This window comes from Polynucleobacter sp. IMCC 30228 (assembly GCF_021395205.1).
Classification (GTDB): Bacteria; Pseudomonadota; Gammaproteobacteria; order Burkholderiales; family Burkholderiaceae; genus Polynucleobacter.
In genome coordinates this window covers 97,155-123,492 of record NZ_JAJVCS010000004.1, presented here as the reverse complement: position 1 = coordinate 123,492, position 26,338 = coordinate 97,155, and the positions used below count along the sequence as shown (strand labels likewise).

31 protein-coding genes are annotated in these 26,338 nt (G+C 45.3%); 14 read left to right on the top strand and 17 right to left on the bottom strand.

Going from position 1 to position 26,338, the window contains the following annotated elements:
- The first annotated feature begins 3 nt into the window (after positions 1-3).
- From ccmA to ccmI, 9 genes are all read left to right on the top strand, one after another.
- The gene (ccmA, locus tag LZT21_RS08270; RefSeq protein WP_233990227.1) at positions 4-657 is read left to right on the top strand and encodes a cytochrome c biogenesis heme-transporting ATPase CcmA; all 654 of its coding nucleotides are present in this window, start codon (positions 4-6) and stop codon (positions 655-657) included.
- Positions 654-1,340 carry a heme exporter protein CcmB gene (ccmB, locus tag LZT21_RS08265; RefSeq protein ID WP_233924128.1) on the top strand — a complete coding sequence of 229 codons (687 nt, stop codon included), beginning with the start codon at positions 654-656 and terminating at the stop codon, positions 1,338-1,340. The genes ccmA and ccmB overlap by 4 nt, the downstream gene beginning before the upstream one ends.
- Positions 1,341-1,412: 72 nt before the next feature.
- On the top strand, positions 1,413-2,153 hold the full coding sequence (ccmC, locus tag LZT21_RS08260) for a heme ABC transporter permease CcmC (protein ID WP_233924127.1): 741 nt from the start codon (positions 1,413-1,415) through the stop codon (positions 2,151-2,153).
- A complete protein-coding gene (ccmD, locus tag LZT21_RS08255; RefSeq protein WP_233924126.1) occupies positions 2,153-2,329 on the top strand; it encodes a heme exporter protein CcmD in 177 nt (58 codons plus the stop codon). Before ccmC ends, ccmD begins: the two co-directional genes overlap by 1 nt.
- Positions 2,313-2,789 carry a cytochrome c maturation protein CcmE gene (gene ccmE, locus LZT21_RS08250; RefSeq protein ID WP_233990226.1) on the top strand — a complete coding sequence of 159 codons (477 nt, stop codon included), beginning with the start codon at positions 2,313-2,315 and terminating at the stop codon, positions 2,787-2,789. The genes ccmD and ccmE overlap by 17 nt, the downstream gene beginning before the upstream one ends.
- A complete protein-coding gene (locus LZT21_RS08245; protein ID WP_233924124.1) occupies positions 2,789-4,723 on the top strand; it encodes a heme lyase CcmF/NrfE family subunit in 1,935 nt (644 codons plus the stop codon). Before ccmE ends, LZT21_RS08245 begins: the two co-directional genes overlap by 1 nt.
- Positions 4,724-4,733: 10 nt before the next feature.
- On the top strand, positions 4,734-5,258 hold the full coding sequence (locus LZT21_RS08240) for a DsbE family thiol:disulfide interchange protein (RefSeq protein WP_233990224.1): 525 nt from the start codon (positions 4,734-4,736) through the stop codon (positions 5,256-5,258).
- Positions 5,251-5,754, top strand: coding sequence for a cytochrome c-type biogenesis protein (locus LZT21_RS08235; protein ID WP_233924122.1), 504 nt, complete (start codon positions 5,251-5,253; stop codon positions 5,752-5,754). The genes LZT21_RS08240 and LZT21_RS08235 overlap by 8 nt, the downstream gene beginning before the upstream one ends.
- Positions 5,751-6,596: a c-type cytochrome biogenesis protein CcmI gene (gene ccmI / locus LZT21_RS08230; RefSeq protein ID WP_233990222.1), complete on the top strand. Its 846-nt coding sequence runs from the start codon at positions 5,751-5,753 to the stop codon at positions 6,594-6,596. Before LZT21_RS08235 ends, ccmI begins: the two co-directional genes overlap by 4 nt.
- 11 nt (positions 6,597-6,607) lie before the next feature.
- On the opposite strand, the gene LZT21_RS08225 is transcribed toward ccmI, so the two are convergent.
- Positions 6,608-7,048, bottom strand: a complete 441-nt coding sequence (locus LZT21_RS08225) for a universal stress protein (protein ID WP_233924120.1) — start codon at positions 7,046-7,048, stop codon at positions 6,608-6,610.
- Between the two features lie 81 nt (positions 7,049-7,129).
- Between LZT21_RS08225 and LZT21_RS08220 the strand changes: the two genes are divergently transcribed.
- Entirely contained in the window at positions 7,130-7,531 is a 402-nt protein-coding gene (locus tag LZT21_RS08220) for a DUF2177 family protein (protein WP_233924119.1), read from the top strand.
- Between the two features lie 8 nt (positions 7,532-7,539).
- Entirely contained in the window at positions 7,540-9,183 is a 1,644-nt protein-coding gene (locus LZT21_RS08215) for a SulP family inorganic anion transporter (protein WP_233924118.1), read from the top strand.
- Here the strand turns inward: LZT21_RS08215 and LZT21_RS08210 are convergent.
- Entirely contained in the window at positions 9,157-9,876 is a 720-nt protein-coding gene (locus LZT21_RS08210; RefSeq protein WP_233924117.1) for a sulfite exporter TauE/SafE family protein, read from the bottom strand. The two genes, LZT21_RS08215 and LZT21_RS08210, sit on opposite strands and share 27 nt — an antisense overlap.
- Positions 9,877-9,926: 50 nt before the next feature.
- Between LZT21_RS08210 and LZT21_RS08205 the strand changes: the two genes are divergently transcribed.
- Positions 9,927-10,667: a helix-turn-helix domain-containing protein gene (locus tag LZT21_RS08205; RefSeq protein WP_233924116.1), complete on the top strand. Its 741-nt coding sequence runs from the start codon at positions 9,927-9,929 to the stop codon at positions 10,665-10,667.
- Here LZT21_RS08205 and LZT21_RS08200 read toward each other — a convergent pair.
- From LZT21_RS08200 to LZT21_RS08145, 12 genes are all read right to left on the bottom strand, one after another.
- A complete protein-coding gene (locus LZT21_RS08200) occupies positions 10,664-10,924 on the bottom strand; it encodes a hypothetical protein (protein WP_233924115.1) in 261 nt (86 codons plus the stop codon). The two genes, LZT21_RS08205 and LZT21_RS08200, sit on opposite strands and share 4 nt — an antisense overlap.
- Entirely contained in the window at positions 10,921-11,109 is a 189-nt protein-coding gene (locus LZT21_RS08195; protein ID WP_233924114.1) for a FixH family protein, read from the bottom strand. The genes LZT21_RS08200 and LZT21_RS08195 overlap by 4 nt, the downstream gene beginning before the upstream one ends.
- Before the next feature lie 37 nt (positions 11,110-11,146).
- Positions 11,147-12,607 carry a cytochrome c oxidase accessory protein CcoG gene (gene ccoG / locus LZT21_RS08190; protein ID WP_233990220.1) on the bottom strand — a complete coding sequence of 487 codons (1,461 nt, stop codon included), beginning with the start codon at positions 12,605-12,607 and terminating at the stop codon, positions 11,147-11,149.
- Positions 12,608-12,609: 2 nt separating this feature from the next.
- The gene (ccoP, locus tag LZT21_RS08185; protein WP_233990218.1) at positions 12,610-13,533 is read right to left on the bottom strand and encodes a cytochrome-c oxidase, cbb3-type subunit III; all 924 of its coding nucleotides are present in this window, start codon (positions 13,531-13,533) and stop codon (positions 12,610-12,612) included.
- Between the two features lie 2 nt (positions 13,534-13,535).
- Positions 13,536-13,697, bottom strand: coding sequence for a CcoQ/FixQ family Cbb3-type cytochrome c oxidase assembly chaperone (locus LZT21_RS08180; RefSeq protein ID WP_255696488.1), 162 nt, complete (start codon positions 13,695-13,697; stop codon positions 13,536-13,538).
- Positions 13,698-13,714: 17 nt separating this feature from the next.
- Positions 13,715-14,368, bottom strand: coding sequence for a cytochrome-c oxidase, cbb3-type subunit II (gene ccoO / locus LZT21_RS08175; RefSeq protein ID WP_233924111.1), 654 nt, complete (start codon positions 14,366-14,368; stop codon positions 13,715-13,717).
- Positions 14,369-14,378: 10 nt separating this feature from the next.
- Positions 14,379-15,821: a cytochrome-c oxidase, cbb3-type subunit I gene (gene ccoN, locus LZT21_RS08170; protein ID WP_233924110.1), complete on the bottom strand. Its 1,443-nt coding sequence runs from the start codon at positions 15,819-15,821 to the stop codon at positions 14,379-14,381.
- Positions 15,822-15,933: 112 nt separating this feature from the next.
- Positions 15,934-16,122 (bottom strand): cbb3-type cytochrome oxidase assembly protein CcoS, encoded by a 189-nt coding sequence (gene ccoS, locus LZT21_RS08165; protein WP_233924109.1) that lies wholly within the window; start codon positions 16,120-16,122, stop codon positions 15,934-15,936.
- Positions 16,123-16,141: 19 nt separating this feature from the next.
- A complete protein-coding gene (locus tag LZT21_RS08160; protein ID WP_233990216.1) occupies positions 16,142-18,631 on the bottom strand; it encodes a heavy metal translocating P-type ATPase in 2,490 nt (829 codons plus the stop codon).
- Positions 18,597-19,793: a nitrate/nitrite transporter gene (locus tag LZT21_RS08155; protein ID WP_233924107.1), complete on the bottom strand. Its 1,197-nt coding sequence runs from the start codon at positions 19,791-19,793 to the stop codon at positions 18,597-18,599. The genes LZT21_RS08160 and LZT21_RS08155 overlap by 35 nt, the downstream gene beginning before the upstream one ends.
- 13 nt (positions 19,794-19,806) lie before the next feature.
- The gene (locus tag LZT21_RS08150) at positions 19,807-20,550 is read right to left on the bottom strand and encodes a 2OG-Fe dioxygenase family protein (protein WP_370634811.1); all 744 of its coding nucleotides are present in this window, start codon (positions 20,548-20,550) and stop codon (positions 19,807-19,809) included.
- A gap of 28 nt (positions 20,551-20,578) precedes the next feature.
- Positions 20,579-21,598: a Bug family tripartite tricarboxylate transporter substrate binding protein gene (locus tag LZT21_RS08145; protein WP_370634810.1), complete on the bottom strand. Its 1,020-nt coding sequence runs from the start codon at positions 21,596-21,598 to the stop codon at positions 20,579-20,581.
- Positions 21,599-21,671: 73 nt separating this feature from the next.
- Here LZT21_RS08145 and LZT21_RS08140 point away from each other — a divergent pair, with 73 nt between their 5' ends.
- On the top strand, positions 21,672-22,445 hold the full coding sequence (locus LZT21_RS08140; protein ID WP_233924106.1) for an SDR family oxidoreductase: 774 nt from the start codon (positions 21,672-21,674) through the stop codon (positions 22,443-22,445).
- 3 nt (positions 22,446-22,448) lie between these two features.
- On the opposite strand, the gene LZT21_RS08135 is transcribed toward LZT21_RS08140, so the two are convergent.
- The gene (locus tag LZT21_RS08135) at positions 22,449-23,360 is read right to left on the bottom strand and encodes a DMT family transporter (protein ID WP_233990214.1); all 912 of its coding nucleotides are present in this window, start codon (positions 23,358-23,360) and stop codon (positions 22,449-22,451) included.
- A gap of 24 nt (positions 23,361-23,384) precedes the next feature.
- Positions 23,385-23,711, bottom strand: a complete 327-nt coding sequence (locus tag LZT21_RS08130; protein ID WP_233990212.1) for an NIPSNAP family protein — start codon at positions 23,709-23,711, stop codon at positions 23,385-23,387.
- Between the two features lie 133 nt (positions 23,712-23,844).
- Here LZT21_RS08130 and LZT21_RS08125 point away from each other — a divergent pair, with 133 nt between their 5' ends.
- Entirely contained in the window at positions 23,845-24,990 is a 1,146-nt protein-coding gene (locus tag LZT21_RS08125) for an alpha-hydroxy acid oxidase (RefSeq protein WP_233924103.1), read from the top strand.
- An 11-nt stretch (positions 24,991-25,001) separates the two neighbouring features.
- On the opposite strand, the gene LZT21_RS08120 is transcribed toward LZT21_RS08125, so the two are convergent.
- Positions 25,002-26,303, bottom strand: coding sequence for a glutamate carboxypeptidase (locus LZT21_RS08120; protein ID WP_233937243.1), 1,302 nt, complete (start codon positions 26,301-26,303; stop codon positions 25,002-25,004).
- Positions 26,304-26,338 lie beyond the last annotated feature (35 nt).

Genomic DNA, 26,338 nt, shown 5'->3' with positions numbered 1-26,338 from the left:
CTTATGCCAACTAGCCCTATATCTACTTATCTCGATCAATCATTACTGCTGGAGAACCTCGCTGGTACGCGGGGGGGTAAAGTACTTTTTTCTGAGTTAACCCAGTTAATTAAACCAGGTCAGCTACTACATATTGTGGGTAAAAATGGTTCAGGTAAATCCAGTTTGCTCCGTATCTTATGTGGGCTGCTTAGCCCCAGTAGCGGGCAAGTAAAATGGTCAGGGCAGGCAATTCGTACTGATGCCGAACAATTTAATGCACAATTGATTTATCTTGGTCATGTGCCAGCACTGAAGGGTGATCTTACCGCCGCTGAAAATCTGCTGAGCGCTGCACTCTGTCGCCAAGATGCCTTGTCAATTTCTGAGGTAGACGATGTTCTTAGGAAAGTGGGATTATTAGCCCTCCGGAATACAATGGTTCGCACCTTATCTCAAGGGCAAAAACAGCGAATCGCCTTAGCGCAACTTCAACTTCAGCCGCGTAAACAATTTTGGCTATTAGACGAGCCTTTTAATGCGCTTGATCGTGATGCCAGTGACGCTTTACAACAATGTATTCAGCAACATCTTCAGTTGGGTGGAATAGTGGCTCTGAGTAGTCATCAAGAAATTCTGCTTCAGCAGCCCAATGCACTAGTACGTATTGAATTATGACCAATATCTTCAGTCTCTTTACTGCCATGGCCGCGCTGATTCAACGCGACTTAAGCTTAGTCTGGCGACGGAAAAATGATAGCCTTGCAACCCTATTTTTCTTTGCTGTTGTCGCTAGTTTATTCCCCCTGGGGGTGGGACCAGAGCCCAAATTACTACAGCAAATTGCCTCTGGAATGTTATGGATTGCAGCCTTACTTGCAGCGATGCTTTCTTTAAATCGTCTCTTTGCTGATGATTTCCAAGATGGCACGCTTGATCTGCTCCTCTTGGGTACGATTCCTCTGCCATTAGCAGTGCTAGCAAAAATGATTGCGCATTGGATTAGTTCAGGGCTCTTGCTGAGTTTTGCTGCAGTACTGCTGGCCTTACAATTTAACCTCTCGGCTGAAAGTGTGTTGATTCTTTTTCTCTCACTGCTATTAGGTACGCCTATCTTTAGCCTGATTGGCGCCATCGGTGCGGCCCTAACCTTAGGTACCCGGGGGGGTGGTGTTCTGTTATCTCTCTTAGTCTTGCCGCTTTTAATCCCAATCTTAATTTTTGGTGCAGGGGCAGTTGAGGCACATCAATCTGGGCTACCCGTGGCGGGTCATTTTTATTTATTAGGAGCCCTTTTTGTGCTTAGCCTATTTTTTGCCCCTTTAGCTGCTGCCCTGAGCTTGCGTATTGCAGTGGAATAAACGGATCGAATAATCGTTCTAAAATTCCCTATACCATTCAATCCATTTCAATTTTATAGAAAGCACTTCCTTTTGCCCCTCAGAAATATCAACTGGTTCAAGTATTCAGCACCCCAACCCTTTTATGGCTTGGCTGGCAAATTGATCCCTTGGTTTGCGGCAGGCGCATTATTTCTTGGGCTTGCTGGACTTTATGTTGGACTCTTAGTTGCCCCCACGGATGCCCAACAGGGAGACGCCTACCGCATTATTTTTGTCCATGTACCCGCCGCTTGGATGTCGATGTTCATTTATCTCCTCGTTGCTTTCTGGGCGGCTATTGGCTTAATTTTTAATGCTCGCTTAGCTAGCATGCTGGCTTTATCATTGGCACCCACTGGTGCCCTCATGACTTTTATTGCTTTGTTTACTGGTGCGCTTTGGGGTAAGCCCACTTGGGGCGCTTGGTGGGTTTGGGATGCGCGCTTAACTTCTGAGTTGATCTTATTATTTTTATATTTTGGCTTCTTATCACTTCATGCCGCAATTGATGACCCGCGGCGAGCTGATCGCAGTGCAGCGGTATTAGCTTTAGTTGGCGTGATTAACGTGCCTATTATTTATTTTTCGGTGAAGTGGTGGAATACCTTGCACCAAGGCGCGACCATTAGTATGACAAAAGCACCGTCGATGGCAAGTCAAATGCTGCTTGGCATGCTGCTCATGGCGGGCTCATTTTGGCTTTATGCCATTGCTACTAGCTTTTATCGCTGCCGCACACTGGTATTAGAACGTGAAGAGCATACTGCTTGGGTCATGAAAGAGGCGCAATAATGTACTGGACTAATGTTAGTGAATTTTTCGCGATGGGAGGCTATGGCGCCTATGTCTGGTGGTCATTTGGCGTCACCTTCATGCTCTTTATTGGGGAATGGATTGGCCTGATTCGCAGCAGAAAAGCAACTTGCGAAAAATTAGGCAAAATAAGGGGCTATGAAACCCCGCACTAAACGTCTACTGGCAATTGTTATTGGCCTCATTAGCCTTGCCGTTGCCGCCTTTTTGGTTTTTAAAACCTTTCAAAGTAATTTGGTCTTCTTTTTTAGTCCAAGCCAAATTGTCGCGCAAGAGGCGCCCATCGATAAAGCCTTTCGCCTTGGTGGCTTAGTTAAGGCAGGTAGCTTACAACGTGACCCTGCCGGACTCAAGGTTAATTTTATTGTCACCGACTTAGTTAATGAAACCCCAGTATCTTATGAGGGAATGTTGCCAGACCTCTTTAAGGAAGGTAAGGGTGTGGTAGCCCAAGGACGCCTAAATAATCAAGGCATGTTTATCGCCGATCAAGTACTCGCGAAGCACGATGAAAACTATATGCCCCCTGAAGCAGCAGAAGCCTTGAAAAAAGCCCAAAGCCATCAAACTCAAGCTGCGCCAACCTTGAGCGCACCCGCAGGAAGTTCCCGCTAATGATCCCTGAATTAGGTCAGCTGGCGCTCATTCTAGCTTTAATAACAGCACTCATATTAGGCGTCTTGCCGCTCATTGGAGCGCAAACCAACCGCCCCTCTCTTACTCTCGTCGGCAGACCGGCCGCGATCGCTTTATTTATTTGGGTAGCGATGGCTTTTATTTGCCTAATGATTGCCTTTATTCAAAATGATTTTTCTGTTTTATATGTGGCGCAAAATTCGAATTCACTGCTGCCCACAATTTATCGTATTGGTGCAGTGTGGGGTGGCCATGAGGGCTCCATTTTATTGTGGGCTTTAATGCTCGCTGGTTGGACTTTAGCAGTCGCAGTTTTTTCCAAGCACCTGCCCCAAAAAATGGTTGCCCGAATTTTGGCTGTCTTAGGTTTACTCAGCGTAGGTGTGTTGCTATTTACATTATTAACTTCTAACCCGTTCATGCGCCTTTTACCAGCAGCCATGGAAGGAAAAGACCTTAACCCACTGTTGCAAGATCCTGGCATGATTGCGCATCCTCCTTTTTTGTATATGGGGTATGTGGGTTCCTCAGTCGCTTTTGCCTTTGCTATCGCTGCACTTTTATCAGGGCGTCTTGATGCTGCATGGGCGCGCTGGTCACGACCATGGGTTACATCAGCATGGTGTTTCTTGACCATTGGCATTGCCTTAGGCAGTGCTTGGGCCTATTACGAATTAGGTTGGGGTGGCTGGTGGTTTTGGGACCCAGTAGAAAATGCTTCTTTCATGCCGTGGTTAGTGGGTACGGCACTCATTCACTCGTTAGCGGTGACTGAAAAAAGGGGTGGGTTCAAAATGTGGACTGCGCTCTTAGCCATTATTGCTTTCTCTTTATCCTTATTGGGCACTTTTTTAGTCCGCTCAGGTGTACTTACCTCAGTGCATGCTTTTGCCACCGACCCTAAACGCGGTATTTTTATTCTTGGCTTTCTGGCAGTCGTCATTGGCGGTTCTTTACTTCTCTTCGCTTGGCGCGCCCCCAAAGCTAACATCGGTGGCTCATTTGCCACGGTTTCGCGTGAAAGTATGTTGCTAGCAAATAATGTTTTATTTTTAGTAGCAGCCGGCGCAGTATTGCTCGGCACCTTATACCCAATGATTCTGGATGCACTGAACTTAGGCAAAATTTCGGTGGGGGTACCCTATTTTGAAGCCGTGTTCTTGCCCTTGATGACCCCCGCACTCTTTCTCATCGGCATTGGGCCCATGACTCGTTGGCGGCAATCGGCTCCCCTTGATATTGCTGAAAAACTCAAATGGGCCGCGGCAGTAAGTGCACTCACTGCAGTCATTGCACCTTTCATTTTGCGTGGCTGGACACCACTGATTGGTTTTGGATTATTTTTAGCAGCTTGGATTATCACCACCAGTACGGTACAACTTATTGAGCGTGCGCGTAGTACTGCTGAACGAAGCTGGTGGCAAAATTTACTAGCACAGCCAGCCAGCTTTTATGGCATGGTCATGGCGCACCTTGGAGTGGCTTTTTTTATCATCGGCGTCACTGGCGTGCGGGGCTTTGAAAGTGAACAAGATTTACGCATGACCGTGGGTAGCAGCGCCCAACTCGGCGGCTATGACTTTGAATTGCGCGCCTTAAATCCACTTCAAGGACCAAACTATCAAGCCATGCAAGGTCAATTTGTCGTCACACAAAATGGCCAAGTTATTACCATGATGGCGCCAGAAAAACGTCTCTATGATTCCAGTCAAATGCCAATGACCGAGGCGGCTATTAGCGTTGGCTTGAGTCGTGATCTCTATATTTCACTTGGCGAGCAACTCAACGAGCGCGACTGGAGTGTGCGCATTCATATTAAGCCGTTTGTTGATTGGATTTGGGGTGGGTGTTTTGTGATGGCCTTAGGCGGTTTACTGGCTATTACCGATCGCCGCTATCGCAAACGGTCTTGACCCCTAAATCATGAAGCGATTTCTAATCCCTCTAGCAATTTTTGTCCTACTCTTAGGATTTTTAGGTTTGGGTTTACAACTTAATCCCCGCGAAGTACCCTCACCCTTAATTGATAAGCCAGCTCCAAACTTTACTTTAGGTGTTTTAGGTAATGAAACACTCCGCTTTTCCCCGCCACAAATGCGTGGCCAAGTCTGGCTGCTCAATGTCTGGGCATCTTGGTGCGTAGCTTGTCGAGAAGAGCATGATTTATTAATGACGATTAGCCAACAAAAATTAGTGCCGATGATTGGCCTAGATTACAAAGACAAAGTAGCTGATGCCGAGTTGTGGCTTAAAGAGCGTGGGAATCCATATGTCCTCTCAATTTCGGATAGCCAAGGCCAAGTGGGAATTGATTATGGTGTGTATGGCGTGCCCGAAACATTTGTCATCGATCGAAATGGCGTTATTCGCTATAAACAGATTGGCCCCTTAACACCACAAATATTCCAAGACAAAATTTTGCCACTGATTCGGAAATTAAATGCGTAAAGTGATTTCAGTCGCACTCTTGATTTATGCTTGGCAAGTTAGTTGTTTAGCACAAGCGCCAAGTGCTGCACAACCCCTCAGCACTAATCCTGCTCTCGAAGCGCAAGTGAATATCATTGCCAATGAGTTACGCTGCTTAGTTTGTCAAAATCAAACGATTGCCGATTCGCATGCCGACTTAGCAGTTGATCTCAAAAATCAAATCCGCACCCAGTTAACCCAAGGCCGAACCCAAACAGAAATTCTTGACTATATGGTGCAGCGCTATGGTGATTTTGTACTCTACAAGCCGCCATTAAAAGCCAGTACTTGGTTTTTATGGCTCGGGCCTTTTGCTATTTTATTACTAGCGTTTTTCTTTTTGTGGCGGCAAATTCAGGTGCGCAAAAAATTACTTGGTGAACAGCAATTTTCTGCGGCAGACCTCGCTAGAGCAAAAGCATTACTCAATAATGGTACGCAAAATAATCTAGCTCAGCCTAAGGATCAAGCATGACTTGGTTATTTTTTGCTATTGCACTAGGAATGGTAACGCTGGCAATTCTTGTATTGGTTTTGCCCCTTAGAAAACCGGCCACTTTTAACGCGGGCGATCAAGCTGATAATCTGGCTATTTTGCGCGATCAATTGCAACAGTTGACCATTGATTTTAGTAATGGACGTATCGATCGCGATCAACTTGAGCTGGCCCAAACTGATATTGCCAAACGTGTGCTCCTCGAAGAGCGAGCCATAGCGGCAGACTTACCAAGCCCGGCGACAAAAAAAATAAAGATGCTGATACCGGTCTTGCTCATTAGTATTGGCTTACCTATTCTCGCTTTAAGCCTTTATTTAATTGTAGGCAGTCCTTTCGCCATAGACGCTCCGCAGCGTACGACCCAAAATATTCCGAGCCAACAAGATATTGAAGGAATGGTTGAGCGTCTGGCCGAAAAATTGAAGTCTGAGCCCAATAATGCCCAAGGCTGGCAAATGCTAGCCCGCTCTTATCTAGCTTTGCAGCGCCTGCCAGAAGCTGTACAAGCTTATAGTAAGGCGGTAGCGTTAGCTCCCAATGATGCGCAGCTCTTAATTGATTACGCTGACTTACTTGCCTTTCAAAATCGCAGCACCAAGGGCGAGCCGCTGCAATTAATTCAGAAAGCGTTAGTCCTTGATCCAAAAAACTTGAAAGTGCTTGCTTTAGCTGGTACAGCCTATTTTGAAGTAGGGGATTTTGCTAAAGCTGAAAAATACTGGCAACAAGCTTATGCACTCGCACCACCAGAAAGTGATTTTGCTAAAGGCATGGCAGAAAATATAACGGCGGCAAAAAATGCCGCCGCTAAAAAATAAAGCGCGCTAAATTAGCTTAAAACTAACACTGGCAAGCTTGCATGAACGATCACCTCCTGAGCTTCACTGCCAAGCAACATACCCTTAATGCCGGTGCGCTTATGAGATGCCATGACGACGACATCCGCCTTGGCTTTCTTGGCCGCGTCTAATATGCCTTCAGCTAAATTGGGATGATACAAATGCAATGTACTCGCTTTAAGCCCTATTCCTAATATTGGTAGGGCTTTTTTAAAGAGCGCTTTAGCATAGGCATCGCAGGCTTTTTTATGCTCTTTCTGCGTAAAACCATAGCCTAAGGTGCTATCCCCATAAACCATCGGCGGGGTTGGATCAGATACATAGGCTAAAACAACCTTAGCATCATCGGCCTTAGCTAAAGCAGCGACCTTTTTCAGGGCCTTTTTAGTCAGCTCAGAGCCGTCAATCGGAACCAATAATTGCTTAAACATACACACTCCCCTTTGAGTAACAAGTCTACATCTATGATAATGCTCTTATTAACTAATCAACAGCTAAAAAGGTGAACTGAATTGCTCAAGTATTTAATCACGTATTTTGCGGTTTTTATCACTCTTTTGGCACTTGATCTCACTTGGTTGCTCGGCATTGCCAAAAACCTCTACCAGTCCCAAATGGGGGGGCTCATGTCACCAGACCCGAAACTAGGGGCGGGGCTCGCCTTTTACGTCCTTTACGCTCTAGGCGTTTGTATTTTTGTTGTGGGGCCAGCCCTTTCTAAAGAATCATGGCTTTATGCCTTAGGTATGGGCGCCCTTTTCGGCTTCTTTTGCTATATGACCTACGATTTAACCAATTTAGCAGTGGTGCGCGATTTTCCTACGCAATTGGCTTTTATTGATATTGCATGGGGTTGTACTGTAACCGCGATTACCTCTACCTTTGCTTATTGGGTAGTCAATAAATTGGCTTAATTTACTAAATGCACTATCGCCCGCAATTATTACAATCATTTGCTGGCTATAACTTTAGGCTTTTTACCCAAGATATTTTGGCTGGTATTACGGTTGGGGTTGTTGCCCTCCCCTTAGCAATGGCGTTTGCAATTGCCAGCGGCCTCAAACCAGAGCTTGGTATTTACACCGCCATTATTGGTGGTGGTTTGATCTCGCTATTTGGCGGTAGTCGAGTGCAGATTGGCGGACCAGCCGGCGCTTTCATCGTCATCGTCTATGGCATCGTTGATCGCTACGGTATTGCTAACCTCCTTATCGCCACCTTTATGTCTGGCATCTTCTTGTTTGCCATGGGATTCTTCCGCTTAGGTACCTTGGTACGCTTTATCCCCATCGCTGTCATCGTCGGCTTTACAAATGGGATTGCCCTGTTAATTGCCCTGTCGCAAATAAATAATTTCTTCGGCCTGACTATTGAGAAAATGCCAGCGCAATTTTTCGGCATGATGAGCGCAATTTTTAGCGCCTTAAATACCTTCAATCCCATTACCCTAAGTGTCTCAGTTGCGAGTCTGGGTCTGCTTATTGCTTGGCGCTTCTTGCATCATCATTTCGGTTGGTTTAGGCATTTACCAGGTCCCGTTGTAGTGATGGTAAGCGCAACTTGGGCAGTCAGTTTTTTTAATTTATCCACCGCGACGATTGGCAGTCGCTTTGGCGGAATCCCAGCGAGCCTACCGCAATTTGATTTGATCGCAGTGAATTGGGATAGCGCTCAATTAATGATTGCACCAGCAATCACTTTAGCGCTATTAGGAGCAATTGAATCACTGCTATGTGCTCGAGTTGCTGACGGCTTAATTCATCAACGTCATGATTCAAATCAAGAATTAATGGCCCAGGGCATGGCTAACTGTGTCGTACCATTTTTTGGCGGGATGCCAGCTACGGGAACTATTGCCCGCACCGTTACCAATATACAAAGCGGCGGCACGACACCCCTAGCTGGCCTGATCCATGCCTTAACTTTATTACTCATTATTTTATTTGCCGCCCCTTTAGCACAAAATATTCCGCTCGGTTGTTTGGCGGCTATCTTGATGTATGTAGCATGGAATATGGGCGAATGGCGTAAGTTAATTTACCTTAAGCAATTTCGCCTACCCTACCGTATCACTTTGCTAAGCGTTTTTATCCTCACGGTAGTAGTTGATTTAACGGTTGCTCTTGAAGTAGGTTTGCTTTGTGCGCTCCTAACTTTTGTTTACCGCGTGTCAAACCTCTCGCGCTCTGAGGCGGTGAATTTAGAGGAACACCCTGAACTCAAGCCATTGACAGGTGAAGTCGCCGCTTACCGCATGTATGGCGCACTTTTCTTTGGCGCAGTTAAGCTCATTGAACGACTTGAAACTAAACTACCAAAAAAAATATTAATCCTTGATTTAAAAAATATTATTTATATCGATAGCTCAGGCATGGATGCCCTTCTCGAGCTTTATCGCCACTGCCAACAGGCAGGGGTACACTTCATTCTCTGTGGGCTGAATAACCAACCTCATGATATTGCTCAGCGGATGGATTTATTTAAGCTGATGCCGGCAGAATATTTTTATCCCGATCTAGCGCAGGGCATTCACTTTGCATTAAGTAAAACAAAAGCCACCTTTTAAGAGCGCTTCGGGTAGCGTCCAAGCACGATAAAAACCAAATATACCGCTCACAATTAACAGACTGGCCGCAAAGATTCGTACCCAAGGATAGTGACTAAATTGCACTAAGGCAGCTGAAAACCGAGTGATTAGTAATAAATTGGGTAAAGTACCCAAGCCAAAAGCTAACATGAATGCTGCCCCAGTCAGGGGTGAACCCGATAAAAAAGCTAAGGGCAAAATACTATAGACCAAACCACATGGCACTAAGCCCCACAACATGCCACTAAACCAGCGGGCTGGCGTACTTGCCTGGCGCCCTAAATAGTGGGCCCAATAGCGAGCCAAATGATTCCCAAACCAAAGACCGGCAAGCCCAACCTTGGCTTTTTCTCGATAAAGCAGCCGTAGCCCAAGAAAAATCAAAATACTGGAAGCAAGTGCAAATAAAGGCCGCTGCAAGGGGATGAAATTTTGTTGCCATAACGCCGCCCCAATACCTCCTGCCAGGGCTCCTAAGAGCACATAAGTTGTCATGCGCCCGAAATGCATAATGAGCTGTTGTTGCCATAAACGCTGGATTGACGTCTTTAGTAACGGTTTTTCAGCGCCGCTCTCAATACCGGCGGCAATCCCCCCACACATCAAGGCACAATGCCAGCCGCTGAGTAAAGAACCCAGAAAAATCGCTAATAATAGGCTAGTGGTTAACACGAGGTTTTAAGTTGGTTCGGCATAGGGTCTATCGTAATAGAATAGGGGGAATGAAAGAGCTTAAAAATAAATGCTCGACCTGCGTGCTTGGGCAGTTTTGTTTGCCGGTAGGGCTTTCTCCCGCTGATATTGGGCGAGTAGACTCCTTGGTAGATAAACGCCTTCACCTTAAAAAAGGGGATTCTCTCTATCGGCATGGCGACCCCTTAAGCGCGGTTTACAGCCTCCGTTTTGGTTCATTAAAAACCGAACATACCCTGCCCGATGGTCGTTTACAAATTATTGGCTTTCACTTGCCAGGCGAAATGCTTGGACTTGATGGCATTGGTGAAAGCCAATATCAATTAAATGCCATTGCCCTTGAAGAAAGTGAAGCTTGTGTTATCGATTTTCATGAACTCGAAGGCCTTGCCCACCAAATTCCCAATTTACAACAGCAGTTCCACCGTATTATGAGCCGCGAATTAACCCAAGATCAGCGGCACCTTTTATCGCTTGGCAGCTTAAGAGCCGAGGAACGATTAGCCGGGTTTTTAATTAATTTTTCAGTGCGCCTGGCAGCCCGCGGTTATCTCAATAATGAATTTACATTACGCATGAGTCGTGAAGAAATCGGCAGTTACCTGGGTATTAAATTTGAAACGGTTAGTCGTATGTTTTCTCGTTTTGCTGAATCTGGCCTCATTCAATTACAACAAAGACATGTGAAATTAATTGATATGGATGGCCTCTATGAGTTGGCTGGTCAACCTAATCCCCTCCATTTAAACACCATCAAAACGCCCTGCTAAATAAGACCTGAATCTTGCTCAGAGCTGCCATGAGCATCTTTGCTTGGCAAAATATAAATACTGAGGGCGCTCGATAAAGCGCAAAAACCCCAGATTAGAAAAAACCCAAGCGAATAAATACCCTCATCGGAGAGGGTTAAGTGGTGCCCAAAGAAAATTAAATCTTCGGGCCGAATAAAACTAAAGAGCAAACCCTCAGCTAAACCCGCAACCAAAAAAGCTGGCCACAGTATCCAGATCAGTATGCGGAATTTCATTTTGCAACCTGCTCAACTTTGAAGCCTTGTTTAACCACTCCATCCCGGATAGGTGCATCAGGATACAGACTAAAGGCCAACCAAATCGTAATCGAGCATCCAACTACTGCAATAGTTGGCAGACTAATTAAAAACCAGGGCCAACTTTGTTTCCACCAGGGCGTTATGGCTATTTCGTTTGTCATCATCTTTCCTCTCAATATTATGATTTCGATAAAATTTTTAATGGGGAATAATAAAAATTGATTTTTCATCCCGCTGCCGTAGTACACGTTTTGCACCATCCTCTATCTCATACGCGTTGACTGCAAAATGAATGGGGTAATTTCCTGCTTCAATTTTTCCTAATTTTGAACTCACTTTAATTGGCATGAGTAAATTACTTGAGGGCTCTACTTTAATTTCAGTTATTTCTTTATTTTGAGAGTTTAAAATTTTTAGCTCTTCTAGACCATTTACCTTTAAATTAACTGTCATCGGATGCTCCGATGAATTCATAATCTGCATGCGATAAATATTTTCAATTCGCTCACCATCAACTTCACGAGCTAATGCACCGCGATCACGCATGACATCTACCCGCAGTGGATTTCGAGTAAAGAGAGAAAACAAAAAAGCGGCCGATAAAGCAGCAATAAAAAGGGTATAGAAAATAACGCGGGGCCGTAAAATATGTCGTATGGCACTTTGATTGGTTTCATGATCAAGCATTGCTCGCTCAGTGGTGTAGCGGATTAAACCCTTTGGGTATTGCATCTTTTCCATCACTAAGTCGCAGGCGTCGATACAGGCACCACATCCAATACACATATATTGCAAGCCATCGCGAATATCGATGCCAGTTGGACATACCTGCACACAAATACTGCAATCTACGCAGTCTCCTAAGCCCTCGGCTACGACATCAGTAGTTTTATGTCGGCTACCTCTGGGTTCGCCACGTAATTTATCGTAGGTCACCACAAAAGTATCTTTATCGACCATTACACTTTGAAAGCGCGCATAAGGGCACATGTATTTGCAGACTTGCTCGCGCATAAAGCCTGCATTTCCCCAAGTTGCAAAGCTGTAAAAGAACAACCAAAATGCTTGCCACGGACCTAAGGACAAGGTGAGAATGGCACCACTAAGCTCATGAATTGGGGTGAAATAACCAATAAAGGTGAAACCCGTCCAGAAGGCGATGATTAACCATAGGCTGTGCTTGACTACTTTTAAGCGCCACTTATGCAAACTCCATGGCCATTCCTCGCCATCCAACCGTATTCGTGCGAAGCGATCGCCCTCGACTTGACGCTCGATCCACATAAAAATTTCGGTATAGACGGTTTGTGGGCAAGCATAGCCACAAAACAAGCGTCCCGCAACGGCGGTAAAGAGGAATAGCGCTAAAGCCGAAAGAATCAGTAATAGGGTTAAGTAAATCACGTCTTGTGGCCATAACACTAAGCCAAAGATATAAAACTTACGTTGAATTAAATCAAATAGAACGGCTTGGCGACCATTCCAGCTCACCCACGGCAAACCATAAAAAAGAATTTGCGTGAGAAAAACAAAATAAATCCGCCACCGTGCAAACGTGCCTGATACTGATCTGGCGTAAATTTTTTGCCTGATTTCGTAAAGAGATTCTTCTACGATCTCAATCGGAATAGCCTTTCTAGGCGTTAATGGAGTGGACACTGCTACTTAGTTGAGGCTGGCTTGAGATTAGATAAGCCCCATACATAGGCAGTTAATAAATGAATTTTTTCAGGTGTTAAATTATTTTCCTGAGCTGGCATTAAGGCATTGCGACCCTTATTTATGGTTTCTTCAATAGCAGCCTGTGAGCTACCATATAACCAGGTTTTATCGGTTAAATTCGGTGCGCCTAGTAATTGATTGCCCTTTCCCTCAGCGCCATGACAAGCGACACAATTTTCAGCAAAAATTGGGGCGCCTAAATTGGCTTTGGCGGCATCTACTGTTAAACCAGAAAGACTACGTACGTAAATAGCGAGTTCTTGAATTTTTGCCGCACCCAAATGGACGTAAGGTGGCATCACGCCTGCGCGCCCTTGCTTAATAGTCGTTTTAATTGCCTCTGGACTACCGCCATAAAGCCAATCACCATCGGTCAAATTTGGGAAACCCTTAGCACCCCCTGCATCAGAGCCATGGCATTGGGAGCAATAATTTAAAAATAAACGCTGGCCAATATCATGCGCCTTTGGATCGGCAGCCACTTGAGCGATATCCATCGCCATGTATTTAGTATAGAGGGGTTGTACTTCTTTATTTGCCTCGATGACCGATTCTTGGTGTGAACTTACGGTGGTGTATCCCAACATACCAGGCATTGAACCCAGTCCTGGATATAGCACTAAATAAACTAAGCCAAAAATACATGACAATAAAAACATCCACATCCACCAACGTGGCAAAGGATTATTGAGTTCACGTAAATCACCATCCCACACGTGACCAGTATCAGCTACAGAGCCGTCAGCGTTGTACTTAACCTTAACCTTACGCTGAGAAAATAATAACCAGATACACCAAACAATGCCGATAATCGTGATCGAGGCAATATAAATACTCCAACCAGCACTTAAAAAATCACTCATGATTAGTCCTTGCGGTATTCGTCGGGAAGGTCGAACGGTAGTTCAGCAGATGCTTCATTCGCTTTTTTTCGTTTTGCGGAATAAGCCCACCAAACAATACCTAAAAAAAGTAGGATGCCGATGAGATTAGTGATCGCTGAAATATAGGGGAAAATCTGTTCCATGTTTATGTCTTTCCCGATCAATTATTGGCCGTTGTTTTAGTTAATGGAATCGCACGCCGATTAATACCCAGGCCCTGTAAATATGCAATCAAAGCGTCTTCTTCGGTTTTACCTGCCAAATCTTTGGGTGCATTCGCAATTTGCTCATCGGTATAAGGAACGCCTACTCGACGCAGTGCAATTAAGTGGGATTGAATTGAATCAGCATCTGCAGGGGCATTTTCTAGCCACGGATATGCTGGCATATTTGATTCGGGTACAACCGCCCGCGGATTGCGTAAATGAATACGATGCCAATCGTCAGAATAACGGCCGCCAACCCGAGCTAAATCAGGGCCAGTTCGTTTGCTCCCCCACAAGAACGGGTGATCGTATACCGATTCGCCCGCCAAGGAATAGGGGCCATAACGTTCAGTCTCAGAACGTAATAAGCGAATTTGCTGTGAATGGCAATTAGAGCAGCCCTCGCGCTGAAAAATATCTCGACCAGCTAAATTGAGTGGGGGGAAGGGTTTTATGCCTTCGCTAGGTGTAGTGGTGGAATGCTGAAAATACAAGGGCACAATCTGCACCAAGCCCGCTACAGCGACAGCCAAAATCGTGGCAACGATTAACCAACCGACATTACGCTCTAGCGTGGCGTGCGAAAAAAATGGGTGATGTTCAGACATTCTCGCCTCCTTAGTGAGCTAATTGAGTGGTTACTGGAATAATGGCGTCAATACAGGGCTTGCGATAGACCGTCTTAAATACGTTGTAAGCCATCAGCAGCATGCCGCTTAAATAACAAATACCGCCAATTAAACGAATGACATAAAAGGGATAAGTCGCTTTGACACTTTCCACAAAGCTATAGGTTAAAGTTCCGTCGGGCTCGAATGCCCGCCACATTAAACCTTGCATGACTCCCGCAATCCACATTGCAGCGATATAAATAACCACGCCTGTTGTAGCAATCCAGAAATGTAAATCAATTAACTTCACGCTATACATATCTTTTTGCCCGACGAGTCGCGGAATCATGTAATACAAGGAGCCAATACTAATCATGCCCACCCAGCCCAAAGCTCCAGAGTGCACGTGGCCAATTGTCCAATCGGTGTAGTGCGATAAAGCATTGACGGTTTTGATGGACATCATCGAGCCTTCAAAAGTCGACATGCCATAAAAAGATAAGGCGACAACCAAAAACTTCAGAATTGGGTCACTGCGTAATTTATGCCACGCGCCCGACAAAGTCATGATGCCGTTAATCATGCCCCCCCATGACGGTGCCAATAAAATTAATGAAAATACCGTGCCTAATGATTGCGTCCAATCGGGTAAGGAGGTATTTTGTAAATGATGTGGACCAGCCCACATATACGTAAAATTCAACGCCCAGAAGTGCACAATTGATAAGCGATATGAGTAAATGGGGCGCTCAGCGGCTTTAGGAATAAAGTAATACATCATGCCTAAAAAACTAGTGGTTAAAAAGAAACCGACTGCATTATGCCCATACCACCATTGAATCATGGCATCCTGTGCACCAGAGTAAGCTGAGTAAGACTTCCATAGGCTAGCTGGCATCTCAACGTTGTTGACAAGATGTAGAATCGCAATCGTCAAAATAAAAGCGCCAAAAAACCAATTAGAAACATAAATATGTTTAGTTTTACGCTTGATCAGAGTGCCAAAAAATACTACTGCATAAGCAACCCACACCAAGGTTATTAAAATATCGATGGGCCATTCCAGCTCAGCATATTCTTTCGAGGTAGTAATCCCCAAGGGCAAAGTAATTGCTGCAGCAACAATCACTAATTGCCAACCCCAAAATGTGAATGCCGCTAACTTATCGCAAAATAAGCGGGTTTGACAAGTGCGCTGAACAATATAGTAAGAAGTGGCAAAGAGAGCGCATCCACCAAAGGCAAAAATCACCGCATTGGTATGCAAAGGGCGCAAACGACCATAACTAAGCCAAGGAATATTAAAGGTAATCTCAGGCCAAATCAATTGGGCAGCAATTAATACCCCCACTAACATTCCGACAATGCCCCATAAAACCGTTACCAAGGCAAATTGCCGCACAATTTTGTAATTAAATGATGTCTGACTGTTATCCACGGCAGTGCCCATGGTTTCTCCCTAGTTAACCCATACTTCACGCAATCTAATAATTCCTCTGAATTATCAAATTAAGCGGCCGAGTGTAGGTTGATCTAGATCAAAACGGTGGCGGGTAAAACGACTAACTTGGCAGATTCTGCCGATCTTGCTGATCTGCCGTGGGTTTAGGCACATCTTCATCCATTAATAAGGCCTGTGCTGGCCCATCCATATCATCAAACTGCCCACTTTTAATCGACCAATGAAATAAATAGGCTAATAAGGCAATCAGTATGAGTGAGAAGGGAATCAACAAATATAAGCTTTCCATATTCTTAGTCTAGCTTGATTTAGGTTTTACGCAATCGCCAAGCATTTAAGGTCACAAACAATGATGACAGCGACATACCAATGCCCGCTACCCAGGGATTAACCCAACCCAGCATGGCAACTGGAATAGCGACTACGTTATATAACAAAGCCCACGCGATATTTTCTTTAATAATGAGACGCGTCTTGATGGCACTGCGTAGTAAATAAACCAAAGGCTCGAGCGAGTTAGCGGTTAAAATAGCATCTGCCCCAGCTGTAATCAGGGGTGCACCGGCTCCTACTGCTACTGAAACGTTGGCACGCGCTAATAGGGGCGCATCATTTACGCCATCACCAATCGCCCACACTATTTTCCCTTGTTCTTGTAGCTTAGCGACATAAGCATATTTTCCCTCGGGTGAAGCCGCGCTAGAAAAATTCGTAATGCCAAAATAATTTGCCCACCAAGCGACAGTCTGAGCATCATCTCCAGAAACTAAATGGACGGTGATCTTTCTTTGTTGTACGGCTGACAATAATTCTTGTACTCCTGGACGGGGGGTATCTAAAAATAAGAAAGTCGCAATCAATCCCTGTCCATCGACCAAGTAAACTTTGCCGTGTTCGCCAGATTGTCGCTCCAAAAGATCAGCTTCTATTTGTTGATCCAGGCCAACATGAAGCGCGCTACCTAGGCGATATTCGCCCGCACGTAAACCGCGCCCCAATTCGCCGACCGAAGCGAGGGGTAAATTTTGGACGGGCAGATTTTCTACTGCTGCCGCACGTAAGAGTGAGAGGGCCAATGGATGCGTTTGCCCTGCCTCCATTGCGGCCGCCAAACTTAAAGCGCGGTGAGCAGAAAAGTCAGCTCGCGCCACTCGAATAGTTTGCAATTCAGGCTGCCCCAAAGTTAAGGTGCCCGTTTTGTCTATTACTAAATCACTTACCTCAACCAAGCTTTCCATGACGTGCCCGCGCACGATGAGGATGCCCAATTTTGTTACGGCGCCTTGGGCTGCAGCCATCGCCGTTGGCACTGCCAACGACAGTGCGCAAGGACAACTCGCTACCAATACCGCCACTAAGACGGTCCATGATTTACTAGGATCAAATATAAACCAGAGACCAGAAGCGATCAGAGCAGTCGCAAGCAAAAATAGAATGAAATGGCTCGCCCAGCGTTCTGCCAAGCTAACTAAATGAGGTTTGGCTAATAAAGCCTGATCTAATAAGGCAGCAATACCTGCAATGCGTGTAGCTTGACCTACTGTATCAATCCGCATGATGCAAGGATTCAAAATATTATGACTTCCAGCGTAAAGAGGGTCGCCAATTTTTTTCCTAATCGCCCGTGCCTCCCCCGTTAATAGAGATTCATTAATCTCGGTTTCATTGGCTATTAAAACTCCATCGGCTGGAATAATCTCGCCTGGTGATACTCGTATAAAATCACCTTGATGGCAGTTCACTACTGGCACTTCTTTTAACTCTAAGGAGTCTGGATAGTGTAAATATTTTTCACAGATAGCAGGTAATTGTTTTGCTAAAGCTTCGGCACCGCTTTGGGCATCTTGCCGGGCTAATAGTTCAACATAGCGCGCGCCCAAAATAAAAGCCACAAACATGGTGATCGAATCAAAATAACTTGCGCCATTACCAGTTAATAAATTCAAGGTGCCAGCAAAAAACGCTAAGCCCAAAGCAATGGCAATTGGCACATCCATACCCAATATATGGGTTTGCGGGAAAAGTCGTACGCTCCGCCAAGCAGCAAGAAAAATCGGTCCAGCAGAATAAAGAATTACAGGCACGGTTAAAACCCAACTCGCCCAGCCCAATAAGGCACCGTATTCTTGGCTTAAATCGCCCGTCCCAGTATAGGTTGGCCAAGCATACATCATCACCTGCATCATGCCTAATAAGGCCACGCCAAGCCGCGTAAGTAATTGGCGTCGCTCTCTTCTACCTAAATCCGCTGCTTGCGATGGTTCGAATGGCCAAGCAGAAAATCCAATCCGCTCAATTTCAAATAACAAGTGCGACAAATTGCATTGCTCTAAGTCAAACTGTATTTTGGCTTTTTGCGTAACATAATTAATTTGCACATCACGAACCCCTGTGAGCCGCTTTAAATACTGATCACATAACCAAACACAAGCAGCACAGCGAATTTTTTCTAAGCGCAAGGTTGTTTCTAATAGACCATCAGCTATTGGGCGCGAGAAGCGTGCAAGCAAGGCAGAATCATCATAAGCAAGTAAACGATTCGGAATCGTATTGCCGCTAAGCGCTTGGTCTGGTTTGACGCCTAACTGTATCCGGCGAGCATAAAATACATCGAGACCTTTACCATGAATAGTTTGGGCAATCGCCATACAGCCTGCGCAACAAAAGACTTGCTTCAACCCGCCTAGCTCGGCTACGAAATAAGTAGCGGCAGGAATGAGGCTGCCGCAGTGATAGCAGTTATGCACTGCGGCCATCTGCTCCCTAGCGCTTTCTACTCCAGCCGTGGCGTTTTTCATACATCACGAACAATACACCCCAAATGACAATTGCGCCATACGCCCAAATCCAAGCATCTGGCGAGCTACGCGAACCCGTTAAATCTAAAACAAAACCAAAAATAGCGGGCCCTAATAAACCGCCTCCAAAGCCCATTAAAGAATGTAAGCCCATCGCTGCGCCTTTAATATTCTCTGGCGCACTCATTACTAAGCCCGCAGTTAGCGTTGCCGAGTCGGCCATAATAAAAATCGCATGGGCAATGGCTAAGCTAACAATTAACCACCAGGCTTGTCCTGAAGCGGTAGCTAAAGCAATGCCCGCTACCGCACTGCCTAGCATCACAAATGCAATCCAATTTTTTCGACCTACGCGTAGAGCAATTTCATTACCAATGATCGATGCGGGTACACCAAAGAAATTAATCATGCCTGCCAGGGTGGTAATCGCCAAGAAAAAATTGCTGCCAGAAGCAAGTGTACAAAAACCAAAAAAGGCTACTAGCCAGCTACGTGAAGCAAATAGTTCTAGCGAATGGGTAGTGTAGCCAAAGATGTATCCTGCAGCATCGCGATTATGCAAAACTAAGCGCCAGGTTTTAATCGGGAATAAATCGCGCCAATGTAAATTTAAACTACCCAGCCCTGCTGCGGACTTTAAAGGTGGAATAAAAAATAAAACAATTAAGGTCGCTGCCAGTGGTCCTAAGGCAATCCATCGATACACTGCCTGCCAATCTTGAGCCTCTAAAATCCAGCCTGAAAGTACATAAGATAAGCCAGTGCCGATACCAAAGAAGGCGGTATAAAAAGAAATATGTCGACTTAATTCGCCTTGTTGAATGCGGTCAGAAAGAATTTTCAGGCCAGGCATATACGTACCTGCCAGCCCAGCGCCACTGATCACCATAAAAAGCACAGCGGACCAAAATCCATTGGCGATAAACCCCATACCCAAAAGACCCAAAAACCCGAGCAAGCCACCAACAAAATAAATTTTGCGGGCATCGATACGATCGGTTAAGGCAGTGGCAAATGGCACCGCACACATATACCCTAAGAAAATTGCGCTAGCAATTAAACCGGATTGCAAATTACTGAGTTGCCACAAGGCTTGTAAGGGCAACAAAGTTGTGGCATAACAGGCGAAGCCGAGCAAAGCGCAGGACTGCGCCAGCAACATTATCGGGGTGTAATTATTGCTCTTGGCCAACTTGTTCTTGAAAACCATGCGCCCTGAAGGTTAGCACTAAGGTATCGCGATAGCCCCCGGGTTGAAGTGGCTGAATTGGAGTTGACTCATGGATCATGCGCTCATCATCTAACATTAATAACGACCAAGAGTCGGTTAAGGTAAAGCGTTGTCCAGCCGAACCTTGGGCCTCAAAAATGCGCGTCTCACCGCCTTTAATATGATGACGATCGACCAAAAATACAGCTACATAATCGACTCCATCGCGGTGCGCGCCCTCCGGTGTTGGTCGACCAATACCCTCAGCAGTATCAATCCGAAACTGATGGGCTTCAACAAACCAAGTAGTTACTGGCTTTGCTTGACTTAATATTTTTGCGGTAGCGCATAGGAGTTTTCGCCACACTGGATCGCGCGATAAACCACTAACGATCGGCTCAAACCACCGGTGAATTCCGCCATGCAAAGCGTTATAGTTAAGTGATTGCCAGTGTGCTCGATGCGGCATAAGCTCTAATGCACCTTGATGAATTCGATAACTATCATGCCGTCTAAAACGATAGCGACCACCATCTTTCAAATAGGGATCACGGGGCAAATCGTGCCAATATTGTTGAAGGTGGGATAAGTCAGAGAGCGAGAGTTGGCTGTAATCGGCCACTGCTTGCGGCGCAGCTACTGCAAAACTTTGGCGCTGTAAAGTTTTAACTAATTGCTTGGCGGGTGTAAAGGGGGGCTGTAGAATCACCCCCCTATTTTAGGACATCTCTTCGCCTTTAATCGAGTTGCGCCCCAGATGCCTTAACAATACGAGCCCACTTCATTATTTCTTCTTTTAAAAAGCCCGCTAATTTATTGGTAGTAACGGGTGTTAAATCAAGTCCTTGTTGTGTTAGACGCTCTCGCACATCTGGGCGAGCCATAACCTTAGCCATAGCCGCTTGAATTGTTTTGGCAATTTCTGGATTCACGCCGGTTGGTGCAAAGAGGCCAACCCATACTTCACCTACACAATCAGGATAGGTTTCAGCAATCGTTGGCACATCTGGAGCAGCTGGCGAACGTTTGGCCGAACTAATCGCAATCGATTGCAATTTACCCGCTTTCATATAGGATAAGGCTGAAGGGAGACTAGCAAAAGCCAAAGGAACCTGCCCACCTAAGACATCATTAATCGCTGGGGCTACTCCTTTGTAAGGAATGTGTTGAAGTTCAATGCCTGCACTCGTCGCTAACATAGCTCCTAATAAATGACTAATAGTGCCATTGCCGGCTGAGGCATAAGCTAACTCACCCGGTTTCTTTTTCGCTGCCGCTACTACCTCGGCCAGCGTTTTTAGAGGCGAGCCAGGCGGCGAAACTAATACGTAGGGAGTTGCGCCAAGGTAATATAAAAAAGTAAAATCAGCAACGGGATCAAACCCAGGATTTTTATAAAGCGCGGGATTAATTGCCTGCGCACTATTAATCGTGAGAAGCAAGGTGTAACCATCTTTAGGGCCTTTGGCCACTGCTTGTGTACCAATATTACCGCCAGCCCCAGGTCGGTTTTCAACAACCACCGAACCATTCAAAGCCTCGCTGAGAGCAGGCGCAATTAAGCGGGCAACAATATCATTCGTGCCAGCGGCCGCTTGCGGTACGACCAATATCACTGGCTTGGTGGGGTAGGTCTGGGCTTGTACAGTTTCAGTCAGTAAACTTAAAGCCAAACTGAAGCCTAAACTTGCCGCCAAACTGAAGCCTAAATTGAACTGCCTACTCAACAATTTCCTGCTTGATTGTGTTTGATACATAAGCCCCCCTATTCAGTTAAGATCCTACTATAAATACGTAAATTAAACCCAACTAATAAAAGATCAAACCACCATGACGAATTCTCCTAACACTTCCCACCAACGTGTTGCCCTAGTTACAGGCGCTGGCACCGGTATTGGGAGAGCGGCAGCCAAGGCCTTACTCCATGGCGGCTTTCAGATTGTTCTTACCGGCAGAAATATTGATAAATTAAAAACGGCCATTACTACGATTGGTGGTACTGAGGCAAACTGCTTAGCGGTTGCTTGCGATGTTGGCAAACCTGATGAGGTTAAAAAATTATTTGCCGCCTTAGAGGCAAAATTTGGGCGAATCGATCTCTTATTTAATAATGCTGGTTTAGGCACACCTGCAATGCCGATGGAAGACATTAGTTACGAACAGTGGATGTCGGTAGTTAATACTAATTTAAGTGGGGCCTTTTTATGCTCGCAAGAGGCAATTCGCATGATGAAAGCGCAATCACCCCAAGGGGGACGCATCATTAATAATGGCTCGATCTCTGCGCATGCACCGCGCCCTTTTTCCGCTCCCTATACGGCGACTAAACACGCGATGACGGGCCTAACCAAAGCCATTTCGTTAGATGGCCGCAATCATCACATTGTCTGTGGACAAATTGATATTGGTAATGCTGCTACCGAAATGACTGAGCGCATGGCTAAGGGCATTATTCAAGCGGATGGCTCGAGCAAAATTGAGCCCCGCATGGATGTTGATCACGTCGGCCAAGCCGTTTTACATATGGCGCAATTACCGCTTGAGAGTAATGTGCTCTTTATGACCATCATGGCTAACAATATGCCTTTCGTTGGTCGCGGCTAAATCCTAAACCGTTGCTGATTTACTTGCCACTGTACGAATCGGCATTTTTCTGCCAATCATCACCACAGCGACTACGGCGGTAGCGAAAAGAATATTTACCAAGGTAATGGGCTCAGGTAAAAATAGGCTCGCCGCTAAAAAAGTCATGAAGGGTTGTAAAAGCTGCACCTGACCAACCCGTGCAATGCCTCCTAAAGCGAGGCCGTTATACCAAAAGAAGTTGGCGATAAACGCCGAGACTAGACCCAGAAAAAGTAAGGCCACCCAAGTGCTAACAGAAATGGTCGGCGCAATCTGCAAAAAATTCGGCTCTTGAAAAGCAAAATAGAGGGCCATAGGAAGATTAATCACTAGCCCCATTACAAGTATCCAAGAGATGACCACTGGGCCGCCCATTTTTTGCGATAACTTTGCTGCTTCAGCATAACCATATGAAGCTGAAACTGCCGCAATAATTAACGCCCAATCGGCAAACTCTAAGCCGCCATGACTTTGCCAAAGTGAATACAGAATTACCAGCAGACTACCAATGGCAGCGGTAATCCAAAATCCTACCGAAGGCCGCTCGCCGAATCGCAAAGCACCAAATAAAGCCGTTAATAATGGCGTAATACCCAACACTACGCCCCCACGCGAGGAGGGTAAGTAAGTCATTGCCACACTAATGCCTAAAGGAAAGCCGAAGACAATAAAAACAGTAGTGACCAGTAAAGCTAATGCATCTTTACGATTGGGCCAAGCAGGTCGTAAATAAAGTAAGTAAGCTAAAGCACCTAGGCCGCCCAAAGTAGCACGATAAAAAGCAGCAGGGAAGGTGCCAAAGTCAGCGACAACTAAGCGTGTCGCCGGCAGGGTAATGCTGAAAAAAATAATCCCTACTAGCCCAAGCCAAAGGCCCTTAGTTTCCGCTTTCATTAAACCTGGTAGCTTTTTTGCGAGTTAACGTAAAGCTGAATACGAGGTTGGCACCAAGATCATATTTTCAATACGCTCGACTAGAGGCCCATTGACTTCAGTACCCACTTTAGCTGATTTCCATGCGGGGTCATTTTGAAAAGCATTCCACTTGCTTTCACGCTCAGCAAGGCTATCCCATTCCAAAAGATAATAAAGTGAATTACTATTCACTCCTACCAAGACCGTCCAAAAACCAATCTGCCGAATACCATGTTTTTTCCACATCTCTAAAGTGATGGTTTCAAAACGCTTATTAAGCTCTGGCAGTTTGCCGGGCACCGAATGATAAATACGTAATTCATGCAACATAGCCAATCCTTTATAAAACATATACTGTTAGCAATGATAATAACGAAATTGCCAAGACGAGCCCCAAAGTGAGTTAAATTGACCCTATCTAACACCCCGTGAGCCCTAATTTAGCCTTAAATTAAAGGAAGTTATGCCAATCATTACGAATATTGAAGATTTGCGTATATTGCATCAAAAGCGCGCCCCAAAAATGTTCTACGACTATGCCGATTCAGGCTCGTGGACTGAAACCACCTATCGCGCTAACGAAGCTGATTTCCAGAAAATTAAATTTCGGCAGCGGGTTGCTGTCAATATGGAAAATCGTACTACCCAAACGACCATGATTGGTGAAACTGTTGCCATGCCGGTGGCTTTAGCGCCAACTGGTTTAACTGGCATGCAATACGCCGATGGTGAAATCTTAGCGGCACGCGCTGCTGAAAAATTTGGTGTCCCCTTTTGTTTATCAACCATGAGTATTTGTTCCATTGAAGAGGTAGCCAAGCACACCACTAAACCATTTTGGTTTCAGTTGTATGTAATGAAGGACCGCGACTTTATCGAGCGTCTAATTGAGCGTGCTCGAGCAGCATCCTGCTCAGCTTTAGTACTTACTCTAGACCTACAAATTTTGGGACAACGCCATAAAGATTTAAAAAATGGTTTAAGCGCTCCGCCCAAACTAACTATTGCAAACATCATCAATATGATGACTAAACCCAGTTGGTGTCTTGGTATGGCCCAAACCCCACGTAGAAATTTTGGCAACATTGTGGGGCATGCCTCTGGAGTTGGCAATATGGCCTCCTTATCCTCATGGACCGCGGAACAATTTGACCCGGGCTTAAGCTGGGATGATGTTGCATGGATTAAAAAACGCTGGGGCGGTAAACTTATTATTAAAGGTATTTTAGATGTGGAAGATGCGCGCTTAGCTGTCAACTCGGGGGCAGATGCATTAATTGTGTCAAATCATGGTGGACGGCAACTCGACCATGCGGTCTCCAGTATTCACGCCCTACCCGCAATTGTTGATGCAGTTGGCAAAGAGATTGAAGTTTGGGTTGATGGCGGCATTCGCTCAGGGCAAGATGTCCTTAAGGCCTGGGCTTTAGGCGCTCGCGGCACAATGATTGGTAGAGCCTTTTTATATGGCCTAGGCGCAATGGGCGAAGCTGGTGTTACGAAGTGCTTGGAAATTATTCATCGCGAACTTGATCTCTCAATGGCTTTTACTGGCCATCGAGATATTCACAAAGTAACTAAAGATATTTTATATCCTGGTACCTATTAGGGTGTGAAGTACTACTTAGCTGAATTATGTTGCCGCGAATATTGATCAATCAACATGCTTGTAATGAATAATCTGGGCTTGATTGATTCAATCAAGATGTATTCAGCGTTATCTGTATGGCCGCCAAAGCCCTGCAAACCAAAACTTTCAATCACCGCACCACGATTGCGAATTTGCGCATAAGCAGCGTCAGTACCCCCACCAGTTGGAGTTTCAAGGATACCCAAGGGCCATTGAATTTCTTTTGCAATTGACTGTGTCAATTTGGCTACTGCTAAACTTTTTTCAGTCGGCACTAAAGGGGGTCGAGAGCGCACAAAATCCAGTGTGACAGTAGTCTCTGGAATTAAATGATGTTGAATCTTTTCCTTGAGCTTTTCCTCCACTAAATCAAAGTCACTCATTTTATTAGCCCGAATATCCGCCGTTGCTGTTGCCCCAAAGGGAATCATATTGCGCACAGTGCCAGCCTGTGCCAAGGTCCAATTAAATTTAACTCCTGGGGCTATATTATTTAAATCGCGCGTTTGCAAAACTTGATGTGCCATTTCATATAAAGCATTTCGGCCAAATTCAGGATTAGCGCCAGAATGCGCAGCCTTACCCTGAACCTTAAGATCAGCACGAGCAATGCTGGATGTTGCTAAGCGTACATAATCGGCTTTAGTGCCACTGGTTTCACATGAAATCACCAGATCATTTGCCTCGCCTAATGCCATAATAGTTTCTTTAGATCCAGGCGAGCCAATTTCTTCATCAGCATTAATAAGTACTGTTAACTCACCAAAAGAATTGATTCCAGCAGTTTTAATCATTTTGAGGGTATGCAAAATAACTGCAATACCAGCGCGATCATCCTGAATACCTAATCCATAGGCCTTACCGTCTGCGACTTTAAAGGGCTGCTTCTTGCTATCTCCCTTTTGATACACCGTATCCATATGGGCAATAAGCGCTATTTTTGCCGTTCCATTGCCTTTTATTTTGACTAAAATCATCGCTCCAGTTTTAGTATTTCCGCTACCCTGAATTAATTGATAGGGAATACCAAGTCCATCTAATTTTTTACCGATCGCTGCCTGTATTTTCGCCAAACCCTCTAAATCAGTACTGCCTGATTCAATTGCGACTAATTCTTCTAAAGTTTTTAATAACTCAGGAACTTCGTTATTGGCAAGCACCTCGATCTGGCTAGCTTGAATTTCCTTTAATTCCGCAGCTAGAGAGGATGGCGCCCAACACAAGCTGCCCATTGCTAGAATTGGAGCAACAATCAAGGGCATAAAAATGCGTAAGGTTCGAAATATTTTCATAGTCTCTTTATATTCTCATTTTTACTTATTGTCTC